The organism is Rhodopseudomonas boonkerdii, assembly GCF_021184025.1.
In the GTDB taxonomy this organism is placed as follows: Bacteria; Pseudomonadota; Alphaproteobacteria; order Rhizobiales; family Xanthobacteraceae; genus Tardiphaga; species Tardiphaga boonkerdii.
Window position 1 is genome coordinate 948,312 of the sequence record NZ_CP036537.1, and the last position, 21,751, is coordinate 970,062.

Sequence of the window (21,751 nt, forward strand, 5' to 3'; positions counted from 1 at the left end):
ACGACAAGAAAAACATGGAGGAAACGGTGCAACAAACTGATGTGACGACCAGGGCGATTCAACGCGCAAAGTGGCGTTTGATCCCCTTCCTCGTGCTCATGTATATTCTGGGATATCTCGACCGCGCGAATGTCGCTTATGCGAAGCAGGCGCTGCAGACATCTGTCGGAATTACCGAAGCGGCCTTTGCATTTGCCGCCGGCATCTTCTTCGTTGGTTATGCCGTCTTTGAACTTCCAAGCAATCTGGTTTTGCACCGTATCGGTGCGCGGACATGGCTCGCCCGCATCATGGTGACGTGGGGGCTCGTTGCAAGCGCGATGGCTTTCGTTGTCGGCGATACCTCATTCTGGATACTGCGCCTGTTGCTGGGTCTGGCCGAGGCTGGCTTTTTCCCTGGCGTGCTTCTTTACCTGACCTACTGGTTCCCGGCGCGTGATCGCGCTCAGATGATGGGGCTGTTCTATCTGAGCCAGCCGCTATCGTTCATTTTGGGTGGCCCGCTATCAGGCCTCTTGCTCGACATGGACGGCGCGTTCGGACTGCATGGCTGGCAGCTCATGTTCCTGGTCGAGGGGTTGGCCGCAAGCGCAGTCGGAGTCTGGGCATATTTCTATCTGACCGATCGTCCGGAGACCGCGCAATGGATGCCGGCCGATGAGCGAAAGGCGCTGAGTCAGGCGATCGCTGCCGAGGAGCAGGCGAAATCAAAGCAAGGCACGATACATTTCTGGGACGCCATGCGGAATCCTCTGCTTTTGCAATTTGCGCTCACCTACTTCTGCGTCGCTATCTGCGGTTATGGCATCGCATTCTATCTGCCGGCACAAGTCAGCGCACTGCTGGGCGTTAAAGTTGGACTGTATGTGACAATCGTTGCGGCCCTGCCCTGGCTGTGCGCATTGGCCGTCACCACATTCTGGCCGGGTCTCGCGCAGCGCACAGGGCTGCGGCGCACCTTTACCGTGATATCGCTGCTTTGCGCCGGTGGCGGGATGATCGCAGCGGGATACACGACTCCGGCGATCGCAATCGTGGCACTTTGTATCTCGGTATCCGGGCTTCTGAGCGCTCAGCCGATCTTCTGGACGTTCCCGACGATCTATTTTGGTGGCTACGCAGCCGCAGGTGCAATTGCTGTGATCAACGCCATCGGCAATCTGGGTGGGTTCGTCGCTCCCAACCTCAAGGTGGCGGCTGAGGCAACCTTCGGCACCAGCGTGGCTGGTAACTGGGTGATCGGCGGCGGCGCTTTGGCGGCGGCGTGCATTGTCATGCTGATCCCGCGGAAAGTCGACGCCGTTAATAGTTCGTCGGAGACGCAGGATCGCATAGCAACTTCAGGGGTACGCTCATGAGCGCTGCGGCCACTCTCAAGGCATTGTTGACGCGAGATGAGATCATCATGGCGCCCGGCGCCGCCGATCCTCTGACCGCTCGTTTGGTGGAGCAGGCCGGCTTTCCGTCCGTATACATGACAGGGTTCGGCGCGACAGCCAGCCGGCTTGGTTTGCCGGATCTAGGTCTTCTAACCCAGACGGAAATGACCGAGCACGCGCGTAATATGACAAATGCAGTCGGCATTCCGGTCATCGCGGACGCCGATACTGGCTATGGCGGTCCGAACAACATTCATCGGACCGTGCGAGAATACGTGCAGGCTGGAGTTGCCGCGATCCACCTCGAGGATCAGGTGTCGCCAAAACGGTGCGGTCAACTGGCGGGCGTTCGACTGGTTGACGCCGCCGAGAGTGTATTGCGTCTGCGGTGTGCAATCGAGGCGCGCGGGAACGACGAGCTGCTGATCATTGGAAGAACCGACGCGTTGCCGGCGCAAGGCATCGACGAAGCAGTGCGTCGTGCCAAGATGTATCAGGATGCCGGCGTCGATCTCGTCTTTGTCGATGGTATCAAACGGATTGCGGAGGTCGAAGCCGTCGCGCATGCCGTTTCCGGGCCGAAGGTGGTGTCGATCGTCGACGGCAACGAGACCACCGCTCTCACGGCGTCGGATTTGCAGTCCATGGGCTTCGATGTCGTCTTTTATGCCGTGAGCGCGTTGTTTTCTGCGGTGAAATCAATCGCAGACACGCTTGCGGTGTTGCGCGAGACAGGTACGCCAGCAGGCCGGGCCGACGCGATGATGAGCTACGCCGATTTTGCGAAGATCGTCGGCTTGCTCGATCTGCAGCAGCGCGCAGACAAATTTGGAGGATGATCGGTGATTGCCCGGTGAGCGGTGCTCACGGGCTTCTACGATTATCTACCAAGAGGCCACCGACACAAGCCGTCCGGATCATCTGCTGCGCCGTGCCGTCGTCTATCGTTTATTCATCTAGAAAGCTGCAATCATGAATATACGCTCCATCGCAACGGTGTCGCTGTCGGGATCGTTGGATGAAAAGCTGCGTGCGATAGCTTTCGCTGGCTTCGAGGAGGTCGAGATCTTCGAGGCCGATCTCCTTTCCTTTAATGGCTCCCCGCGCGACGTACGGAAGATGTGCGAGGATCTCAATCTAAAGATCTGCGCCTTTCAGCCGTTCCGAGATTTTGAGGGAATGCCGGAGCCGCTTCGGAGTCGCAACTTCGTGCGCGCCGAACGCAAATTCGAATTGATGCAGCAGCTCGGCACCGGCCTGCTGCTCGTTTGCAGCAACATATCTCCGGCCGCAATCGGAGGCCTTGATCGCGCAGCGGCGGATTTCCATGAACTCGGTGAACGGGCCAAAGAGTACAACATCAAGGTCGGATACGAAGCGCTCGCATGGGGAGTTCACGTAAACGACTATCGCGACGCATGGGAGATCGTTCGTCGCGCCGATCATGGAAACATCGGTGTCATCTTAGATAGTTTTCACACGCTTGCGCCGGGGTTTCCAACCAACTCCATTGCTTCGATTCCGCCCGAAAAAATTTTCCTCGTCCAGCTCGCCGATGCCCCGAAGCTTGGTCTGGACGTACTCTCGTGGAGCCGGCACTTTCGCTGCTTCCCTGGTCAGGGCGACCTTCCTGTGGTCAGATTCATGGAAGCCGTTCAAACTGCCGGTTACCGCGGTCCCTGGTCGTTGGAGATTTTCAACGATCAGTTCCGAGCCGGGTCCGCCGTGCGGACGGCAGCCGATGGTTTACGTTCATTGATCCAGCTCCAGGATCAGCTATCGGATCAGCCGAAGGTTTTGCAGCCTAAATCGCAGACACTCGGTGTCGGTTTCATCGAGTTCGCGGTAAACGAAGGCAAGGCCGAAGATTTCTCGGTCCTTCTGAACCAACTTGGATTTCGCAAGTCCGGTTTGCATCGCAGTAAAAACGTGTCTCGATGGTCTCAGGGAGAGATCAATCTCGTGGTGAATTGCGAGCCTGACGGCTTCGCCCATTCGCACTACATCGCCCACGGTGCCGGCGTCTGCGCGATCGCGCTAGAAGTCGGCAATGCGCAGCAGGCGATGGCCCGCGCGGAGGCGCTGAAGGCTCGGACTTTCTACCAGCCAGTCGGTTTGGGTGAACTGGAAATTCCAGCAATCCACGGGGTCGGAGGCAGCTTGCTCTATTTCCTCGATGAGACGCGTGACAACTGGGATACCGATTTCGTTAAGCTCGAGGCGTCGCCCTCGTCAGAGCACCTCATCGCCGTCGATCATATCTCGCAGTCGATGCCTTACGATGAGATGTTGTCATGGCTTCTGTTCTATACGGGCATCCTCGATCTCCAGCGCCTGCCTCAGACCGAGGTCCCCGATCCATCAGGCCTGGTACAGAGTCAGGCACTGGTTGCGCCGAATGGGTCGCTGCGTTTGATCCTTAACGGATCATCAGCGACACGCACTCTGTCGAACCGTTTCATTGCCGAATTCTTCGGTTCCGGCGTGCAGCATATCGCATTTTCATGCAGCGACATCTTCCAGACGATTTCGGCGATGCGAGCCAGGGGCGCCAGATTTCTTCGTATTCCCGACAACTATTACGACGATATCGAAGCCAAATATGGTCTCGATCCGATGATGATGCGCGCACTGCGCGACAACCATATTCTGTATGATCGCGATGGCGAAGGACAGTTCTTTCAATGCTATACTGAACCGTTCGACGATCGCTTCTTCTTTGAGATCGTGGAGCGACGAGCCTATGCGGGTTTCGGCGCTCCCAATGCAGGTGTAAGGCTGGCCGCCCAGTCGCGCGATACTCGCTCGTTCACGGTGCCACGCGTATAGTTTGTCGTGTCGTCTTCGAAACGCTTTGGAGGATATCGGGGCAGTATCGCACCCCAACGGCTCGGATGCTCCGATTGGCCGTTGAGGTGATCTCTTTGCGGATGTGTCTGTGATTTAGCCGACCTTGACCACGATCCGCCCCCGAACCTGTCCGGCCAGCACCTTGGCTCCGGCATCGATCACTTGGTCGAGTGCGATTTCCTGGGTGATTTCAGCCAGTTTTGCGGCGTCCAGATCGGTGGACAGACGCGCCCAGGCCTGTTTGCGCAGCGCGATGGGGGCCATCACGGAATCGATGCCGAGAAGGCACACGCCGCGCAGAATGAAGGGCGCAACCGAAGATGGCAGGTCCATGCCCCCGGCGAGACCGCAGGCTGCGATGGCGCCGCGATACTTCGTCATGGCCAGGAGATTCGCTAGCGTGGTCGAACCGACACTGTCCACGCCACCCGCCCAGCGTTCCTTGGCGAGAGGCTTGCCGGGCGCCGAGAGCTCATTGCGGTCGATGATCTCGGCGGCGCCGAGGCCTTTGAGATAGTCCTCTTCCGAGGACCGGCCGGTGGAGGCGATGACGTGGTAGCCGAGCTTGGAGAGCACGGCAATTGCCACCGAGCCGACGCCGCCGGCCGCGCCGGTGACGACCACCGGACCATCGGCTGGCCTCAGCCCATGATTTTCCAGCGCCAACACTGACAGCATCGCTGTGTAGCCGGCGGTGCCGATCGCCATGGCGTCGCGTGCGCTCATGCCGTCGGGTAGGCGCACCAGCCAGTCGCCCTTGACACGGACCTTTTCGGCATAGGCGCCGAGATGAGTCTCGCCCATGCCCCAGCCATTGCCAATGACCTGGTCGCCGACCTTCCAGTTCGGATTGCTGGAACTCTCGACGGTGCCGGCGAAATCGATGCCGGCGATCATCGGAAAACGTCGCACCACCGGTGACTTGCCGGTGAGCGCCAGACCGTCCTTGTAGTTCAGCGTGGACCACTCGACGCGGACGGTGACGTCACCCTCCATCAGCTCCGCTTCGTCGAACTGCGTCAGCGCAGCCGTGGTTCCCTTGTCCGCCTTGTCGATGCGGATAGCCTTAAAGGTCGCCATGTATCTCTCCTTTAATCCGTTCCCGGTGCAAGTTTAGCTGTAGAAGATGCCGCCATCGACATTGAGCGCCTGACCCGTCACGAAAGCTGAATCGTCGGAGGCGAAGAATGCGACCGGGCCGACCACGTCTTCGGGTTCGCCGAGCCGGTGCAGATCGGTGATCTTCTCAAAATAGGTGACGCGCTCGGGATCGCGCAGATTGTTGCGGCCCATTTCGGTGAGGATGATGCCCGGGCATACGGCATTCACTGTAATGCCGTGGCCGCCGAATTCCATCGACGATACGCGTGTGAAGCCGACCACGGCGGATTTCGACGCCGCGTAATGCGACTGGCCGGGGCCGCCGGTGCGTGCGGCCAGCGAGGCGATGTTGACGATGCGCCCGTATTTACGTTCTTTCATATGGACGACCATAGCCTGGGTCATCTGGAACACGCCGCGGACATTGACGGCAAAGGTCTGGTCCCAGTGCTCCGGCGTGGTCTCGTCGATGGTGGCGAGGCGCAGGATGCCGGCATTGTTGACGAGCGCATCGATATGGCCGAGGCCGTCGACCGCTTCAGCCACCGTGCGCTGGCAATCCTCGATCTTGCTGACATCGGCCAAAATCGGGACGCATTTGCGGCCGAGCTTCTTCACTTCGGCGACGGTCTCCTGCAACGTGCCTTCCTGGGCCGCGATATCGGTGAGAGCCAGATTATAGCCTCGCTGGGCGAGGCCGAGGGCGATGGCGCGTCCGATGCCGCGGCTCGCGCCGGTCACAATGGCATGTCTGGTCATAGGAGGTTCCTCGAGACGTTTTCAATTTAGAGAAATTTATCGTTAAGCCGATTAGGCACGCGCGCCGCGAATGGGCAACGTGTTCATCGCCTTCACCGTTTCCTCGAAGGACACGAGATTGGCGCCGGAGCCCAGCCCTGTCGCTACAGTGGCTGCCGTGGCCGTCGCCAGTCTGGCGCAATCCAGCAGATCCCAGTCGCGGACCAGGCCGGCGATGAAGCCGCCGGTATAGGAATCGCCACAGCCCGACGTATCGCGAACCTTCACGTCGAAGGCCGGTACAGTGAATTGGCGTCCATCGCGTGTCATGACGAATGAGCCGTGCTCGCCGAGTGAAATTGCGCAGGCGCCAGCACCCTTGCCGATGAAGTACTGTGCGCAAGCGGCGGGATCGTCGGTGCCGACCAGCGCATGGGTCTCGTCGATGCTTGGCATGAAGAAGTCCGTATAGGGCATCAGCGGCTCGACCAGTTTCAGCGTTTCGGCGCGGGCCTGAATCAGATCGACGGTGGTGATGCAGCCGGCCGCCTTGGCATCGCGCAGCAATGCGATTGTCGGCTCGCCGTCCATCGCCAGCAGCGAGCCGACGCCGCCGAGATGCAGCACCTTGCTCTGGCAGGCGGCCTTCTGAGCCTCTGGAGAAATCTTCCAGCGGGCCGAAGCGCCGCGCGCATGCAGCACTGGCCGCGAGCCGTCGGGGCGGATCGGCAGGATGGTGGCGGAGGTCGGCGCATCGGCCATGCGTTCCATCACCGAAATGTCGATGCCCTCGCGCTCCATCGCATTCAGCACCCAGTCGGCTTTCTCGTCGTCGCCGACCGCACCGACGGCCAGGGCCTTCAGGCCGAGACGCGCGCAAGGCACCACGGTGCCGCCAGCAGTGCCGGCGACCGTGAGCTTGATTTCATCGATCAGCGCGCGGCCGCCGCCGGCCGGGATTTCAGTGACGGGCACGCCGAGGATATCGAGGATATAGGTGCCGCAGACGCTGACGTCTTGGGAATGGGCCATGGGCAAGTCTCGCAAATTGTCGGTTCTGATTTGTTAGGTCGAGGTCTTCGGCATGCCGTTGCTGTCGCGCAGGCCGTATTGTCCCCATCGCCTCAGGATGCTGTCGATCTCCGCATCCGGCAGCAGCGGCGGTGTGCCGAGCTGCAGGCAGCCGTGATACTGCTTGGCCAGCACCTCCACTTCCACCGCAAGCCACAGGGCCTTGCGCAGGTTGGGGCCGATGGCAATCAGTCCGTGATGGGCGAGCAGACAGGCGCGCCGATCACGTAGCGCGTCGAGCGCGGCTTGCGACAGTTCCGCGGTGCCATATTGGGCATAGGGCGCGCAGGGGATATCGTTGCCGCCACCCGCCGCGATCATGTAGTGGATCGCCGGAATCGCGCGGTTCATGATCGCGATGATGGTGCAGAAGATCGGATGCGCATGCACCACGGCATTCGTTTCAGGCTTGGCCTTGAGAATGTCGAGATGGAAACGCCATTCCGTCGAAGGAACGCGGCCATCCGGCGCGGTCCAAGAGCCATCCCACTTCATCGCGACGATGTCTTCCGGGCGCATCGTGTCATAGGGAACGCCCGACGGTGTCAGCAGGATGCCCTCCTCGGTGCGCACGCTGATGTTGCCGGACGTGCCCTGATTGATACCCGCGGCCGACATCTCCCGGCAGGCATCGATGATGGCCTGCCGGGTTGCGATGTCTGTGGCGCTCGGATGCGTCATGGCGTGTTCCTCGAAGGTCGTCGATGCGGCTCTTCGGGCCGCTGCTGAAGTCGCGATACCGGATGAGGCGCATCAGCGCCCCATGGAGAAGAACTCGTCGTTCGGCCGCATGCTGGTGACATTGGCAAGGCGGTTGGACATGCCGAAAAAGGCGGCGATGGCAGCGATATCCCACGCATCGTCTTCAGTGAAGCCGTGGCCTGCCAGCGTCTCGATATCGGCGTCGCCGACCTCGTAGGCCTGCATCGCGACCTTCATGGCGAAGTCGAGCATCGCGCGCTGGCGCGGCGTGATGTCGGCCTTGCGATAGTTCACAGCGATCTGGTCGGCGATGAGCGGGTTCTTGGCGCGAATGCGCAGGATCGCGCCGTGCGCCACCACGCAATACTGGCACTGATTGGCGTTGCTGGTGGCCACCACGATCATCTCGCGCTCGGCTTTGGTGATCGGGCCGGGCTTGTCCATCAGCGCGTCATGATAGGCGAAGAAGGCGCGGAATTCGTCGGGGCGATGCGCCAGCGTGAGAAACACATTGGGCACAAAGCCGGATTTCTCCTGCACCGCAAGGATGCGCGTGCGGATGTCCTCGGGCAGGCTGGAAATTTCGGGAACGGGGAAGCGGCTGATGGCAGGTTCGGTCATGATGTCTGTTTCCTCTCAGGCGGTCGCGAGTGCAACCAGTCGATCCTGGTATTCTTCAAAAGCATCGCGTTGGTCTGCGATATAGGGTTCGGCACGGACAAGGCATGTATGTGCGGAACAGCCCTGGCCGAATTGTGAAGTGCCGATGTCGAGTGTTAGCACATTCGGATTGCCGGCGACTTCGAGACCGTTCTCGTCACGGGGCGTGAACCATGCGCCGGTCGGCAGCACCAGCACGCCGGGGCGCACGGTGTCGGTGATAGCGGCAGTGGCGAGGCAGGCGCCGCGTGCATTCCAAATGCGGATGGTCTGGCCATCGCTGATGCTGCGCGCTTTGGCGTCATCCGGATTCAGCCGCGCCTGTTCGCGACCATTGCGCTTGGTAGAGGCGCTGGCTATGCCGGTTTCGATCTGGCTGTGCAGCCGGCCGACCGGCTGATGCGAGATCATATGCAGATCGGCCGCCTCGCTGTCGCTGCGGAGCCATTCTGCAGGTTCTACCCAGGTGGGATGCGACGGGCAGTCGGCATAGCCGAGCCGGGCAAGGGCCTCGCTGCCGAGCACGATCTTGCCGCTTTCGGTCTTGAGCGCATGCGCTTCGGGATCGATGCGGAAATCGGCCAGGAAGGTGTGGTTGGCGCGTACCGGGCAGCGTGCATAACCATCGCGCCAGAACGTATCGAAGTCCGGCATCTCGAAGCCAAGTCGTTCGGCGGCATCGCGCCGGCTTTCTTCGTAGAGATGCTGCACCCAGCCCATTTCGTCGCGGCCTTCGTTGAACTGCTCGGCGACGCCGAGTTTGCCGGCGACGCGATTGAATATCTCGAAATCGGGCAGGGAGTTTCCGATCGGCTTGATGGCCTGCTTCATCGCCAGGATGAAATCAGATCGTTTGTTGCCGGCGAGGTCGTTGCGTTCGATCGATGTGGTTGCTGGCAGCACGATATCGGCGCGTTGCGCCGTCGCGGTGAACATCGGATCCTGGACGATAATCGTCTCCGGTCGCGTCCAGGCTTCGGACAGCCGATTGAGATCCTGATGGTGATGATAGGGATTGCCGCCAGCCCAGTAGACCAGCCTCGTGTCGGGATAAGTCCGTGTCTCGCCTTCATAGGTGAAGGTTGCACCGGGATTGAGCAGCATGTCGCTGATGCGCGCCACCGGGATGAAGCTGTCGATCGGGCGCGTCAGTTGCGAGATGGCCGGTGACTTGCCAAGATTGAAGGGAGAGCCGACGCCGCCGAGCGAGGCATAACCGTAGCCGACCCCGCCGCCCGGTAGCCCGATCTGACCAATGATCGAGGCGAGGCCGAGTGCGGCCCAGAAGGGTTGCTCGCCATGATGCGCGCGTTGCAGGCTCCAGCTCACGGTGAGCATGCTGCGCGTATCGATGAGGCGCTGCGCCAGCTGGCGGATGGCCCCGGCATCGAGTCCGCAGATATCGGCCGACCAGGCTGCATCCTTGTGCACGCTATCGGCTGAACCATCGAGATAGGCGAGTAGTTGTTCGGAGCCGCTGGTGCAGCGGGCGAGGAAGTCGCGGGCATGCCGACCAGCCTTCACGATCTCGCCGGCAAGGCCGAGCATCAGTGCGGTGTCGGTGTTCGGGCGGATCGGCCACCATTCGGCACCGGCCCAGTCGGGCATATCGTCCTTCAACGGTGAGACATGGACGATGCGGATGCCGCGCTTGGCGATGGCCCTGAGATAGGTTTCGAGCCGATGCGCGCCGATGCCGCCGGCTTCCGTCTGGGCGGTACGCGGCGACAGCGCGCCGAATACGACAAGCGTCTCCGTATGTTCGGCGATAGTGTCGAGCGTGTTTGCCTGACCGTCGCAGGCGTCCGAACTTCCCAGCGTGTGGCGCAGGATCACCGGGCCGGCGGCGATCGAATACGTATCGACGTGGCGTGTAAAGCCGCCGGCCAGATTGAGCATGCGCTTGAGCAGCGATGATGCGTGATGCAGGCGGCCGGAATTGGTCCAGCCATAGGAGCCGGCAAAGATCGAGGCATTGCCATAGGTGCCGGAGACGCGCCGGATTTCATCGGCCACGAGCGTGGTCGCCTCGTCCCAACTGACGGGAACGAATTTCTCCGCGCCGCGCTTGCGCCGGTCGCTGCCTTCGCGTTTCTCGAGCCAACCCTTACGCACCATCGGACGCAGGATGCGACGTTCGGGATTGGCCCATTCCGGCACCGAATGAATGATCGGTGAGGGGGCAGGATCATGGGCGAACGGTTCGACGCCCACGATCTTTTCGTCCTGCACGAGCAGCGTATAGGCGCCCCAGTGGCTGCAATGCGGGATTCGCCTGATCTCACTCACGCGCTGTCTCCGTGTGGCTGCTCATTCGTTCGGTCAGGATGCATCGGCGAGAGGACGTTCGATCTCGCGTCGCATCTGCGCGGCGAAGTCCGGATAGGTCTCCGCCACTTCGTCGTAGACGCGTCCGCGCAGCAAGGCCAGCGTTTGCGTGTCAGGCAGTGCCGTCTGGACCGGCTGGCTGTCATATGTGAACTGGAAGCCGGTGGCCTCCTTGATATCGCCGATGCTGTAGCCGGGATGAATGCTCTGCAGTTCAAAGCCCGGCCGCGTCTTGTCGAAGCGGAACAGCGCCTTGCCCGTCAACAGCGCGATCGGGCCGCCGCTGCGATGGACGCCGGCGTCGCTGACGCCTGGCGTGCTGATGAAATCCACTTTCTCCACCAGCGCTCGCGGCGTGTGTTCCTCTCGAAACAGGATCACACGCGGCACCACGTAATAGAGATAGGCCGAGCCGAACGAGCCGGGCCAGCGCACCGGCGTCTGCGGATAATCGCCCGTACCCACCAGATTGATATTGCCACGGCCGTCGATCTGGCCGCCGCCCAGAAAGAATGCATCGATACGGCCCTGTCCGGCGCAATCGAACAGTTCGGCGGAGCCGTTGGTGAAAAAATTATGCTCCACGGATCCGAGGATCGAGATGCGTGGGCCCTTCTCGCCGGCCTGCTGCTTTTGCGCGCGGAGCAGCATCGCGCCGGCGGCAGGAATCGGTGATGACGCACCGACCGCGACATGGCGAACGCCGTCCAGCAGCTTCGCGATGGTGCAGATCAGGATTTCGCGCGGATGAACCTCGCTCATCATGCTGGCTCCGTTTGTGTTCGTGCCTGTGCCATATACTCGGCAAAGCCATCGGAGCTACGGGCTGCGCGCGCATAGCGCAGGATCTCGGCGGTGTCGGTCGCATACTCGCCCCATACGCCGTAGGGCCACGCGCCCTTCGGCGCCACGGCGATCTCGGTAACGTAGAGCGCTGGCAACACGCCCGCGGCGCTCATTTCATTGGCGAGCAGGCTGTCGTCAACGATACGCTCCACTGTGACGAGCGTGGTGGTCGAGGCATAAGCCATCGCGGCGAGTTCGCGGCGACGTCCAATCCACACGTTGCCGAAGCGGTCGGCCATCGGCGCGTGGAAAATGGTGACATCGGGCCTGATGGCGGGAATGAGTACGATGGGATCGCTGTCATCGGCCATGGGATTGTCGATCACGCGCCAGTCGTCGCGATGGCGCAGCAGGTCGCTGCCGATCAGGCCGCGCATCGGCATGAACGGGCTGCCTTTCTGGGCGGCCGTCAGGCCGGCATGGATGGCAGGGCAAGTAGCGTCTTTCAAGGCGATGGTGCCGTCCTTGACGGCTGCGTTGAAACGCGGTGCACCGCCGGCCTCGCCGAGCGACACGGCGCTTGTCTCGACCGAGCGAACGCAGCCTGCGCCGATCAGCTGATCGACCTGAAGGCCGCCGGTCGGGACACAAACGAGATCGAGATTGCGCGCGCCGCGTTCGATAATCGGGCGCGTCATGGCCATCGAAACGCCGGCATAGTCGACCGGCACGGCCAGCCGGATCCCCGGTTCGACATGCTTCGCCAACGCGCGAAGATCGCTCATCACCATTCGCCTCCCGTTCGTATTGTTCTACATTGTGGAACGTAGTTCTAAATAAAAGTAGTCGCGAGCTCGGGCTGCTGTCAATTGGCATGCGTGCGAAACGGCTGTGATCTCGGCGTCAACGCGTGCCGTAGGTAATTTCAGTCGATGTGCGACGATCTTCGCGACGCCCGTTCTCTTGACAACACTTCGCACTCAGCGAACAATAATTGGAATAGTGTTTCATAATATAGAACGTCTAGGGAGGTTGAGATGGCTGAGCCTTTGGCTCTGCGCACGGGGAAGCCCGGCGCGGAGACGTCCGCATCGCAGGCGCGCGGAGCGCGCGCCGGGCAGGTCATCGGCTCGAGCATCACCGTGCGCGATGCGGTGAAGCGATATGACCAATTCCATGCGGTCGATCACATCGATCTCGACATCGAGCCGGGGGAATTCATCACGCTGCTCGGCCCTTCGGGCAGCGGTAAGACCACCTTGCTGAATCTGCTGGCGGGCTTCCAGAATCTCGATGGCGGCGAGATCCTGGTCGATGGCAAACCGGTGCACAATGTCCCCACGCACAAGCGTGGTTTCGGCATGGTGTTCCAGAGCTATGCGCTGTTTCCCAACATGACGGTGACGCAGAACGTCGCCTTTCCCATGCGCATGGCCGGCATCGACCGCGCGACCACGGAGCGGCGCGTAGCGGAGACGCTGGACATCATGCGGCTGTCGGCGCATGCGCACAAGTCGCCCTCGGAAATGTCGGGCGGCCAGCAGCAGCGTGTGGCGATTGCGCGCGCGATCGTAATGCGGCCGAAAGTGGTGCTGATGGACGAGCCGCTCAGCGCGCTCGACCGTCGCTTGCGGGAATCGATCCAGATCGAGATTCGCGATCTGCATCAGACCATCGGCAGCACGATCCTGTTCGTGACCCACGATCAAGGCGAGGCGCTGACCATGAGCGATCGCATCGCCGTGCTCGATGCCGGCAAGATCGTGCAGATCGGCCGGCCGCTCGAGATCTATCGCCATCCGTCCAATCGATTCGTGGCCTCGTTTGTCGGCGAGAGTAATCTGATCGAAGCCGAGATCGTGCAAAAGCGTGGCACCACGGTGACGCTGAAGAATCGCGCCGGCTATGTGTTCGATGCTGAGAGCCGCGATGCCATCGATGTCGGCCGCGTGACCGTGCTGGTGCGGCCGGAGCGTGTCGCGATTCACAATGAACAGACCGCGAGTTCGACGTCGGTCAGTGTGACGTCGGCGATCTTCCTCGGCGAGATCCTGCGCATCGAGGCGCAGATGGAAGGCGGTGATACGCTGATGATCCGCTGCACCGATACGGCGCGGCGGCCTCTGCCAAACATCGGCGACCGGCTGCATGTCAGCTGGGGCCCGGACGATTGCTGGGTGCTGACATGACGACGATCTCGTTGCACGACGCGCCGCAGCCACAGGTGCGCGCGAGCCTGGTCCTGAAGCTCAAGAACCCGGCGTTGCTGCTGCTACCGGCCGTCGGTTTCCTGACCTTCATCTATATGCTGCCGCTGATCGACCTCATTCGTATCAGCATCAGCGGGCCGAGCTGGCTGACATACTTCGAGCGCGTCTTCGCCGTGCCGCTATACTGGGAATCGCTGGTGCGGACCATGCAGATTTCGGTGACGGTGGCATTCCTGTGCCTGCTGTTCGGCTATCCCACCGCGCTGCTGATTCATCGCACCCGCGGCCTCACCCGCGCGCTGATCGCCACGGCGATCGTGCTGCCCTACTTCATCGCGATCCTGATCCGCACCTATGCCTGGATGGTGCTGCTCGGCCGCAACGGGCCGGTGAACAAGTTTCTGGTCTCCATCGGCGTGCTCAGCGAGCCCGTGCAGCTCCTGTTCCATCGCGGCACTGTGCTGCTTGGCATGACAGCGGTGCTGCTGCCGTTGATGGTACTCACCATCTATTCGAGCGTGTCGCGGCTCGATCCCGCGCTCACGCGTGCCGGATTGGCGAGTGGCGCGGGTCCGCTCGCCATCTTCTGGCGCGTGCTGCTGCCATTGACACTGCCCGGCATCGGCGCCGGCTTCCTGCTGGTCTTTGTCGCTGCGATCGGCTTCTTCATCACGCCGACATTGCTTGGCGGTCCGGGCGACCAGATGTTTGCGATGCATATCACGCAGCAGGCTGACTCGGTGACCTCCGAAGGCTTTCTGCAGGCGCTTGGCGTCGTGTTACTGCTGATCACGCTGGCCGTTGTCGCCATTGCCGGTCGTTTCCTTGGCCTCGAATTCATTTGGGGCGGGCGCAAGCTCACGGAAACGAAGGCCTCCCATGTCACGTCTGCGGCTATTTCGGCAATGCCGCGTCAGAGCTTCGGCATCCGCTTTGCCGACACGATCGGCTGGCCACTGCTGCGGCTGTTCGGCATGCTCCCGGCGAGCTGCGGCACCTGGACCGTCCGCATCATGGGCGGCCTCGTCGTGGCCGTGCTGATTCTGCCGATCATCGTGGTGATGGTCATCTCTTTCAGCAGTGCCAGCTATCTGACTTTCCCGCCGCCCGGCTTCTCGCTGCGCTGGTATGAGCAGTTCTTCTCCGACAGCAACTGGATGAGTGCATTCTGGTCGTCGGCGCTGATCGCGCTTGTCTCCGCTGCGATCGCAGTCGGTCTCGGCACATGTGCCGCGCTCGGTATCGTCCGCGGCGATGTGCGCGGCAAATCGGCGATCATGCTTTTGTTGGTGAGCCCGATCATCGTGCCGCCTGTTGTGCTCGGTCTGTCGCTGTACACGCTGTTCCTGAAATTCGATCTGGTCGGCTCTGTATTCGGTCTCGCCGCAGCCCATGCCATCGGCGGATTACCCATCGTGGTGGTGATCCTCGCGGCAGCTCTCCAAGGGGTGGACAAACGGCTGGAACAGGCGGCTTCGGTGCATGGCGCGTCGTCGTTTACGGTACTGTGGCTGGTTACGTTGCCGGCGATCGCGCCGGGCCTTGCGGCGGCGACTTTCTTCGCCTTCCTGCATTCGTTTGATGAACTGGTACTGACGCTATTCTTGTCAAGCGCGCAACTGAAGACGCTTCCATTGATGCTGTGGGGCGACATCAATTACCGACTCAATCCGGTGCTGGCTGTGGTCTCCACGCTCGAAGTTCTGCTGGTCGTGGGAGGACTTTTCCTCGCGCGTCCGGTGCTTGCAACGTCGCAAAAGGCGACCTGACAAAAGTTCAAACAGAGGAAATGGATGATGCTGGAAATGAAAAACTTGCGGTTGACCGCTCTCGCCTCGGCGGCGTTCATCGCAATGGGAGCCGGCATGGCGGTTGCCCAGAGCAATGTCGTGATCATGCAGGATCCGGGTGGTGGCTATGGCGACGCGCTCCGCAAGGTGATGTACGGCCCATTCGAGAAGGAGACCGGCATCAAGGTCGTCACCGTGCAGGAAGCGCGCAGCGGTCCGCGCATCAAGGCGCAGGCAGAAGCCGGCAAGGCGCAGTGGGACCTGACCTTCATCTTCGATCAGGAAACCAAGCTGCTCGGCGATTGCTGCCTCGCGGACATTGACTATTCAAAGTTGTCGGAATCCGCGCAGAAAACTCTGGCGGCGATGCCGGAGAATCTGAAGCGCAAGAAGGGCGTCGCGCTGCAGGTGATCGGCGTCGGCCTCGTCTACAACAAGGACAAGTTCAAGGGCGACAAGGCCCCCCAGAACTGGGCAGATTTCTGGGATGTGAAGAAGTTCCCGGGTCGCCGCTGCATGCCGGCCTGGCCACGCTTCACCTTCGAGGCGGCGCTGATGGCCGATGGTGTCGACAAGGACAAGCTGTATCCGATCGATATGGAGCGCGCGCTCAAGAAGCTCAAGGAAATCAAGCCTCATATCGTCAAATGGTGGACTACCGCCGCACAGCCGCCGCAGCTTATTCTCGATGGTGAAGCGGATATGTGCCAGGCCTATACCGGCTCGATGAGCAAACTGGCCCTGGAAGGTGCCCCCATCGATCTCACATTCAATCAGGGCTTTGTCTATTACGACTTTTTCTCGATTCCGAAGGGGGCTCCGAACTACGACAACGCGCTCAAGCTGCTGTCCTGGCGTCTCGACCCGACGCGAGCGGCCCAGCTGACGTCGACATTCCCTGTCGCGTTGCCGTCGAAAGTCGTGTTCGATGCTGCGACCGACAAGAACATCGCGCGTTACTGGGCGAACAATCCCGACAACGTCTCCAAAGCAATCGAATGGAGCCCGGATTTCTGGGGCGCGCCATCGCCGGCGGGCAACTCGACCAACGAGGAATATGCCCAAGAGAAGCTAAACGCATTGCTTGCCCAGTAAATTGGGTCATACAGCGATCAGATCGGCGGTCTTAGGCCGTCGGTCCGATTTCGACAAAACGGCAACTGACAGCGGCTGCTCAAATGGATAAGGCCTTTATCAAAGGACTACGACTCCTTGAGGCGCTGGCCATGAGCGAGCAGCCGCGTGGCGTCACCGATCTTGCTAATGAGTTGAATTTCACTAAGAGCAATGTGCACCGGCTTCTTGCGACGCTGCAGTCTCAAGGCTTCGTTCGTCAGATCCCGCCGCACAGCACCTACGAACTCACCACCAAACTATGGATGCTGGGCAATCAGGTCATTCAGCGTATGGATCTCATCCGTATCGCGCGCCCGGCGATGGCGGCTCTGGCCGAAGTAACCGGTGAGACCGTTCATCTCTCGGTGCTTGAGGGTACGGATGTCGTCTATGTCGACAAAATAGAAAGCGCGCATCATATTCGTGCGCATACCAGCGTCGGCATGCGCGCACCGGCGTTCACTATGGCGACGGGGAAGGCCATGTTGGCCCAGATGCCGGACGATTATCTCGAGAATTTCCGTCCGCATCTCAGGCGTTACACTGAAACGACGCGGACGAGCATCGAGGAACTGCGTGAGGACATTCAGGCCATACGTGCGCAAGGCTATTCGTCGGTGCTGCACGGCGAGTGGCGGGAGGGGATCGCCGCCTGCGCCTGCGCGATCGTAGGGCGCTCCGGCGAACTCGTTGGGGCCATCGGCATGTCTGGCCCGGACATCCGGGTGAAGCGCAAACAGATCAAGGAATATTCCGTGCACGTCGTGGAAGCTGCTCGCCGTATCGGTTCGGCGCTAGGCCATATCCGAGCGAAGTGAATACCCGCCGACGCCATGCAGCGTTAGTCAGAACTGATGCGTAGGCCCGCGCCCGTATAGATCGCCTCTATAGCTTGTCTATCTACTGACAGGTATTCTCGGTAGAATTGCTTGCGCGCTCGGTTGTCTCGATTTCCGTTTCGCGTCCTGTGCCTGGCGCGCGTCGCGGCCCGCGCTCAGTTCCTGGTTCGCACGCATTGCTTAGCGTCCATCGCTACGAGCTTCCGTTCCAGTTGAGGCATGAGGGAGGACGCCGAGCGGGCGTACCGTGCCATTTGCCTCGGCGCGTCGGGCAGGATCATCGTGCCGGGATAATCGTGCCTTCGACCTGACCGAAGCCGACGCGGTAGCTGTTGCCTTGACACCAACCGCGCATGGTCAGGGAGTCGCCATCCTCCAGGAACGAGCGCCTGCTGCCGTCTGGCATCTCGACCGGCTCCGATCCGTTCCAGGAAATCTCTAGCAGGCTGCCGCGCTGATGCTTTTCCGGGCCGCTGATCGTGCCGGAGCCGAGCAGGTCGCCGATACCGATCGCACAGCCGTTAGAAGCCTGATGCACGAGCTGCTGCACCGAGGACCAGTACATTAGCTTTGAATTGGTGGTCGAAAGCCTCACGGGCTGCGATGTACCGGCACCGAGCAGGTCGACTTCGAGATGCAGGTCGTAATTATTTGCGCCACGCTGTTGAAGATAGGGCAGCGGCGCCGGCTGCTGAACGGGACCGTGCACGCGGAATGGCTCTAGGGCCTCGCGCGTTACGATCCACGGGCTGATCGAGGTGGCAAAGCTCTTGCCGAGAAACGGGCCAAGCGGGACATACTCCCATTGCTGGATGTCGCGGGCGCTCCAGTCGTTAAGCAGCGTAAAGCCGAAGATGCTTTCTTCCGCCTGTGCTTCGCTGAGCATACCGCCCATGGGTGAGGCCTGGCCGATCACGACGCCGAGTTCGAGTTCGAAATCCAACCGCTTGCAAGGGCCAAAGGATGGCTCATCCACATTCGGCGATTTCAGCTGGCCGCGCGGGCGCGGCACCTTGGTGCCGCTGACCACCACGGTGGAGGCGCGACCGTTATAGCCGATCGGCATATGGAGCCAGTTCGGCTGCAGCGCATTGTCCTTGCCGCGGAACATCACGCCGACATTGGTGGCGTGTTCTTTCGATGAATAGAAATCGGCAAAGCCCGCCACGACGAGCGGCAGATGCATCGTGACGTTTTTGCGCGAGAGGAGCGCGCGCTGGCGCAGGGCCGCGTTGTCGCGCAGCTCGATATTGTCGTGGCGCAGCAACGCGCTGATGCGCGCCCGCGTCGCTGTCCAGACTTTCGGGCCGAGCACCATGAAGGCATTGATCGACGATTGCGCAAATACGCCCTTGGCGCCGCCAAGATCGAGCAGCCCCTCGGCGTCGATGGCCGTGAGATCCAGCACGTTGTCGCCGATGGCGACACCGACACGCGGCGATGTGCCTGCTGTCGAGAACACACCATAAGGCAGGTTCTGAATCGGGAAGTCTGACGCTGGATCGACGTCGATGAAGGAGCGGAGCGCGGGATCGTTGGGATGCATGACAGTATCTTATGGCTTGTTCGGATCGAAGCGCTTTTCGAGCCCGTTCCAGCAATCGGCATAGTCGCTCTGCAAGGCCGGCGTCTTGGCGGCATATTCGGTGACCCGTTGCGGAAAACGCGTCTCGAACATGAAGGCCATGGTGCCGGTCAGCTTCACCGGTTTCAATTCGCCATTGCTGGCATGGTCGAAAGCTTCGCGATCCGGTCCGTGTGGCAGCATCATATTGTGCAGGCTGATGCCGCCCGGGACGAAGCCTTGTGGCTTGGCGTCATAGACGCCATAGATCAGGCCCATGAACTCCGACATGATATTCATGTGATACCACGGCGGACGGAAAGTGTTCTCGCCCACCATCCAGCGCTCGGGGAAGATGACGAAATCGATATTCGCGGTGCCCGCCGTTTCCGACGGCGAGGTGAGCACCGTGAAGATCGACGGATCGGGATGATCGAAGCCGATGGCGCCGATCGGCGAGAAGGTGCGCAGATCGTATTTATAAGGTGCGTAATTGCCGTGCCATGCCACCACATCGATGGGTGAGTGACCGAGCTTGGTCACATAGAGTTCGCCGCCCCATTTCACATAAAGCTCGGTTGGCGTGTCCTTATCCTCATAGAACGCCACCGGCGTGAGGAAGTCGCGCGCATTGGCCAAGCAGTTGGCGCCGATCGGGCCGCGCTCCGGCAGCGTGAAGGCGCCGCCATAGTTTTCGCAGAGATAACCGCGCGCCGGACCATCCGGCAGTTCCACGCGAAACTTGACGCCGCGCGGGATCACCACGATTTCGCCGGGCTCGGCATCGATGCGGCCGAATTCGGTGACGATCAGCAGCTTGCCCTGCTGCAGCACGAACAGCAGTTCGCCATCGGCATTGTAGAAATTCTGGTCCACCATGGATGCGGTGATCAGATAGACATGCGCAGCCATGCCCGCCTGCGCTCCGGCATCGCCAGCGGTCGTCATGGTGTGAATACCCTGAACGAAAGTCAGCTTCTCGCTCGGCATCGGCAGCGGATCCCAACGCAACTGCGCGATGGGCAGGTCGTTTTCATGGCACGGTGCTGTGCGCCAGTGCTGGCGATCGACCTTGATGAAGCGGCCGGAGTGTTTCACCGACGGACGAATACGATACAGCCAGGAGCGCTCATTGGTGCCGCGCGGGGCGGTGAAGGGTGATCCTGACAGTTGTTCGGCATAGAGGCCGTAGGCGCAGCGCTGCGGCGAGTTGCGGCCGATGGGGAGCGCGCCGGTCAGCGCCTCGGTCTCGAAGGAATTGCCGAAGCCGGACATGTAGCCCGGTGTCACTTGTGCGGAGGCACGGTGGATCTTGTCAGGAGCGGTGTTGATGTTCATGGCTCAATCTCCCTGCAGGGCAGCCCACATCTCGCGGTCGCGCTTGTCGGTCCAGATGACCGGATCGTCGATACCGGACGCTTCGTCATAGGCACGCGAGACGTTGAAGGGAAGACAGTGCTCGTAGATGGCGAAACTTCCGAACTTCTTGTCCATGACGTCGCGTGTCGCCGCCATACTCTCCTTGAGGCTACGACTCTTGGCGACGGATATTTCCGCAGCGCCATAGAGCGATGTCACGAAATCGCGTGTCATGGCGATGGCTTCGCGTGTGGTGTCGAGACCTTTCAGCGCATCGCCACGGCCCGGCGCAATCGCCTTCGGATTGAAGCTGCGGATTTCGTCCAGGGTGGATGGCCATTCGCGCAGCCAGGCATCGCCGCAATAGCAGGCGGAGTGATACTCGATGAGATCGCCGGAGAACATCACCTCGGCATCGGGCACCCAGGCAACGATGTCGCCGGACGTGTGACCTGCGCCGAGCTGCATCAGGCGCACCTCGCGCTTGCCAAGATAAATCGACATCTCCCCTTCGAAAGTCAGCGTCGGCCAGGTGAGACCGGGAATACTCTCCGAACCCTGGAACAGGCGCGGGAAGCGGCCAAATTCGGAATCCCAGTCCTGCTGGCCGCGCTCTTCGACCAGACGATAGGTCTCCTGCGAAGCCACGACGCCCTGTGCCTGGAAGGCGGATGCACCAAGCACACGCACGGCATGATAGTGCGATAGCACCACATACTTAATCGGCTTGTCGGTTACGGTGCGGACGCGTTCGATCACCTTGCTTGCCAGTGTCGGCGTGGCCTGCGCGTCAAACACGATGCAGCCATCGTCGCCGACGATGACCGCGGAGTTCGGATCGCCCTCGGCGGTGAAGGCATAGAGGTCTGGGCCGATTTCCGAGAAGGTGATTGTTTTCTCGGTCATGTCAGTGGTGGATGCGAAACCTTTTGCCATCTCTCGATGTCCTTTTTGATTTCAGTCGTCATTGCGAGTGCGACGAAGCAATCCGGAAAGCCAAGAGCTGGAGTGTTTCGTCGCTACGCTCTTTGCAGCGGAGAGGTTCATCTGTGTTGCTCCATCTCCGGCAGCTGTCGCTTTGCCAGTGCCAGTGCTTCCTTCAGCACTTCGATGTCGCCGATATGATTGGCCAGGATCAGCACCAAAGCGGTGTCGAGCGCGGCGCTTTGCATTTCGCTGAGGCCGCGATGTGCCTCGACGACGCTGCGATAGGCGGCATCGGGGTTGGGGAAGTTCGATTGCGTCGATAACGCCATGA

19 protein-coding genes are annotated in these 21,751 nt (G+C 60.9%); 7 read left to right on the top strand and 12 right to left on the bottom strand.

The features are described from left to right. Positions 1-14 precede the first annotated feature (14 nt). The 3 genes from E0H22_RS04440 to E0H22_RS04450 all read left to right on the top strand — a co-directional run bounded on the left by E0H22_RS04440 (position 15) and on the right by E0H22_RS04450 (position 4,208). On the top strand, positions 15-1,358 hold the full coding sequence (locus E0H22_RS04440) for an MFS transporter (protein WP_233024443.1): 1,344 nt from the start codon (positions 15-17) through the stop codon (positions 1,356-1,358). Continuing rightward, on the top strand, positions 1,355-2,218 hold the full coding sequence (locus E0H22_RS04445; RefSeq protein ID WP_233024444.1) for an isocitrate lyase/PEP mutase family protein: 864 nt from the start codon (positions 1,355-1,357) through the stop codon (positions 2,216-2,218). Before E0H22_RS04440 ends, E0H22_RS04445 begins: the two co-directional genes overlap by 4 nt. Positions 2,219-2,351: 133 nt before the next feature. Beyond that, positions 2,352-4,208: a bifunctional sugar phosphate isomerase/epimerase/4-hydroxyphenylpyruvate dioxygenase family protein gene (locus E0H22_RS04450; protein ID WP_233024445.1), complete on the top strand. Its 1,857-nt coding sequence runs from the start codon at positions 2,352-2,354 to the stop codon at positions 4,206-4,208. Between the two features lie 114 nt (positions 4,209-4,322). Here the strand turns inward: E0H22_RS04450 and acuI are convergent, their stop codons facing one another. The 8 genes from acuI to E0H22_RS04490 all read right to left on the bottom strand — a co-directional run bounded on the left by acuI (position 4,323) and on the right by E0H22_RS04490 (position 12,406). Further along, positions 4,323-5,309, bottom strand: a complete 987-nt coding sequence (gene acuI, locus E0H22_RS04455) for an acrylyl-CoA reductase (NADPH) (RefSeq protein ID WP_233024446.1) — start codon at positions 5,307-5,309, stop codon at positions 4,323-4,325. Positions 5,310-5,342: 33 nt separating this feature from the next. Then, positions 5,343-6,089, bottom strand: a complete 747-nt coding sequence (locus tag E0H22_RS04460; protein ID WP_233024447.1) for an SDR family NAD(P)-dependent oxidoreductase — start codon at positions 6,087-6,089, stop codon at positions 5,343-5,345. Positions 6,090-6,140: 51 nt separating this feature from the next. Continuing rightward, on the bottom strand, positions 6,141-7,100 hold the full coding sequence (locus tag E0H22_RS04465; RefSeq protein WP_233024448.1) for a sugar kinase: 960 nt from the start codon (positions 7,098-7,100) through the stop codon (positions 6,141-6,143). 33 nt (positions 7,101-7,133) lie between these two features. Further along, complete coding sequence (locus E0H22_RS04470) at positions 7,134-7,820, bottom strand: L-fuculose-phosphate aldolase (RefSeq protein WP_233024449.1); 687 nt, start codon at positions 7,818-7,820, stop codon at positions 7,134-7,136. Positions 7,821-7,892: 72 nt separating this feature from the next. Beyond that, positions 7,893-8,462 (bottom strand): peroxidase-related enzyme, encoded by a 570-nt coding sequence (locus E0H22_RS04475; RefSeq protein WP_233024450.1) that lies wholly within the window; start codon positions 8,460-8,462, stop codon positions 7,893-7,895. A 15-nt stretch (positions 8,463-8,477) separates the two neighbouring features. Continuing rightward, a complete protein-coding gene (locus E0H22_RS04480) occupies positions 8,478-10,790 on the bottom strand; it encodes a molybdopterin-dependent oxidoreductase (RefSeq protein ID WP_233024451.1) in 2,313 nt (770 codons plus the stop codon). 33 nt (positions 10,791-10,823) lie between these two features. Next, positions 10,824-11,591, bottom strand: a complete 768-nt coding sequence (locus E0H22_RS04485) for a CoA transferase (protein WP_233024452.1) — start codon at positions 11,589-11,591, stop codon at positions 10,824-10,826. Beyond that, on the bottom strand, positions 11,591-12,406 hold the full coding sequence (locus E0H22_RS04490; RefSeq protein ID WP_233024453.1) for a CoA transferase subunit A: 816 nt from the start codon (positions 12,404-12,406) through the stop codon (positions 11,591-11,593). Before E0H22_RS04490 ends, E0H22_RS04485 begins: the two co-directional genes overlap by 1 nt. 246 nt (positions 12,407-12,652) lie before the next feature. Here E0H22_RS04490 and E0H22_RS04495 point away from each other — a divergent pair, with 246 nt between their 5' ends. From E0H22_RS04495 to E0H22_RS04510, 4 genes are all read left to right on the top strand, one after another. Beyond that, entirely contained in the window at positions 12,653-13,804 is a 1,152-nt protein-coding gene (locus E0H22_RS04495; protein ID WP_233024454.1) for an ABC transporter ATP-binding protein, read from the top strand. After that, positions 13,801-15,594, top strand: coding sequence for an ABC transporter permease subunit (locus E0H22_RS04500; protein WP_233024455.1), 1,794 nt, complete (start codon positions 13,801-13,803; stop codon positions 15,592-15,594). Before E0H22_RS04495 ends, E0H22_RS04500 begins: the two co-directional genes overlap by 4 nt. 27 nt (positions 15,595-15,621) lie before the next feature. After that, a complete protein-coding gene (locus E0H22_RS04505) occupies positions 15,622-16,710 on the top strand; it encodes an extracellular solute-binding protein (protein ID WP_233024456.1) in 1,089 nt (362 codons plus the stop codon). Between the two features lie 83 nt (positions 16,711-16,793). Beyond that, positions 16,794-17,549: an IclR family transcriptional regulator gene (locus E0H22_RS04510; protein ID WP_233024457.1), complete on the top strand. Its 756-nt coding sequence runs from the start codon at positions 16,794-16,796 to the stop codon at positions 17,547-17,549. A 298-nt stretch (positions 17,550-17,847) separates the two neighbouring features. On the opposite strand, the gene fahA is transcribed toward E0H22_RS04510, so the two are convergent. The 4 genes from fahA to E0H22_RS04530 all read right to left on the bottom strand — a co-directional run bounded on the left by fahA (position 17,848) and on the right by E0H22_RS04530 (position 21,749). Beyond that, positions 17,848-19,116: a fumarylacetoacetase gene (gene fahA, locus E0H22_RS04515; RefSeq protein WP_233024458.1), complete on the bottom strand. Its 1,269-nt coding sequence runs from the start codon at positions 19,114-19,116 to the stop codon at positions 17,848-17,850. Positions 19,117-19,125: 9 nt separating this feature from the next. Then, a complete protein-coding gene (gene hmgA, locus E0H22_RS04520; RefSeq protein WP_233024459.1) occupies positions 19,126-20,472 on the bottom strand; it encodes a homogentisate 1,2-dioxygenase in 1,347 nt (448 codons plus the stop codon). Between the two features lie 3 nt (positions 20,473-20,475). Further along, positions 20,476-21,429, bottom strand: a complete 954-nt coding sequence (locus tag E0H22_RS04525) for an MBL fold metallo-hydrolase (protein ID WP_233024460.1) — start codon at positions 21,427-21,429, stop codon at positions 20,476-20,478. Positions 21,430-21,536: 107 nt separating this feature from the next. Then, the gene (locus E0H22_RS04530) at positions 21,537-21,749 is read right to left on the bottom strand and encodes a DUF2783 domain-containing protein (RefSeq protein WP_233024461.1); all 213 of its coding nucleotides are present in this window, start codon (positions 21,747-21,749) and stop codon (positions 21,537-21,539) included. Between the last annotated feature and the right edge of the window lie 2 nt (positions 21,750-21,751).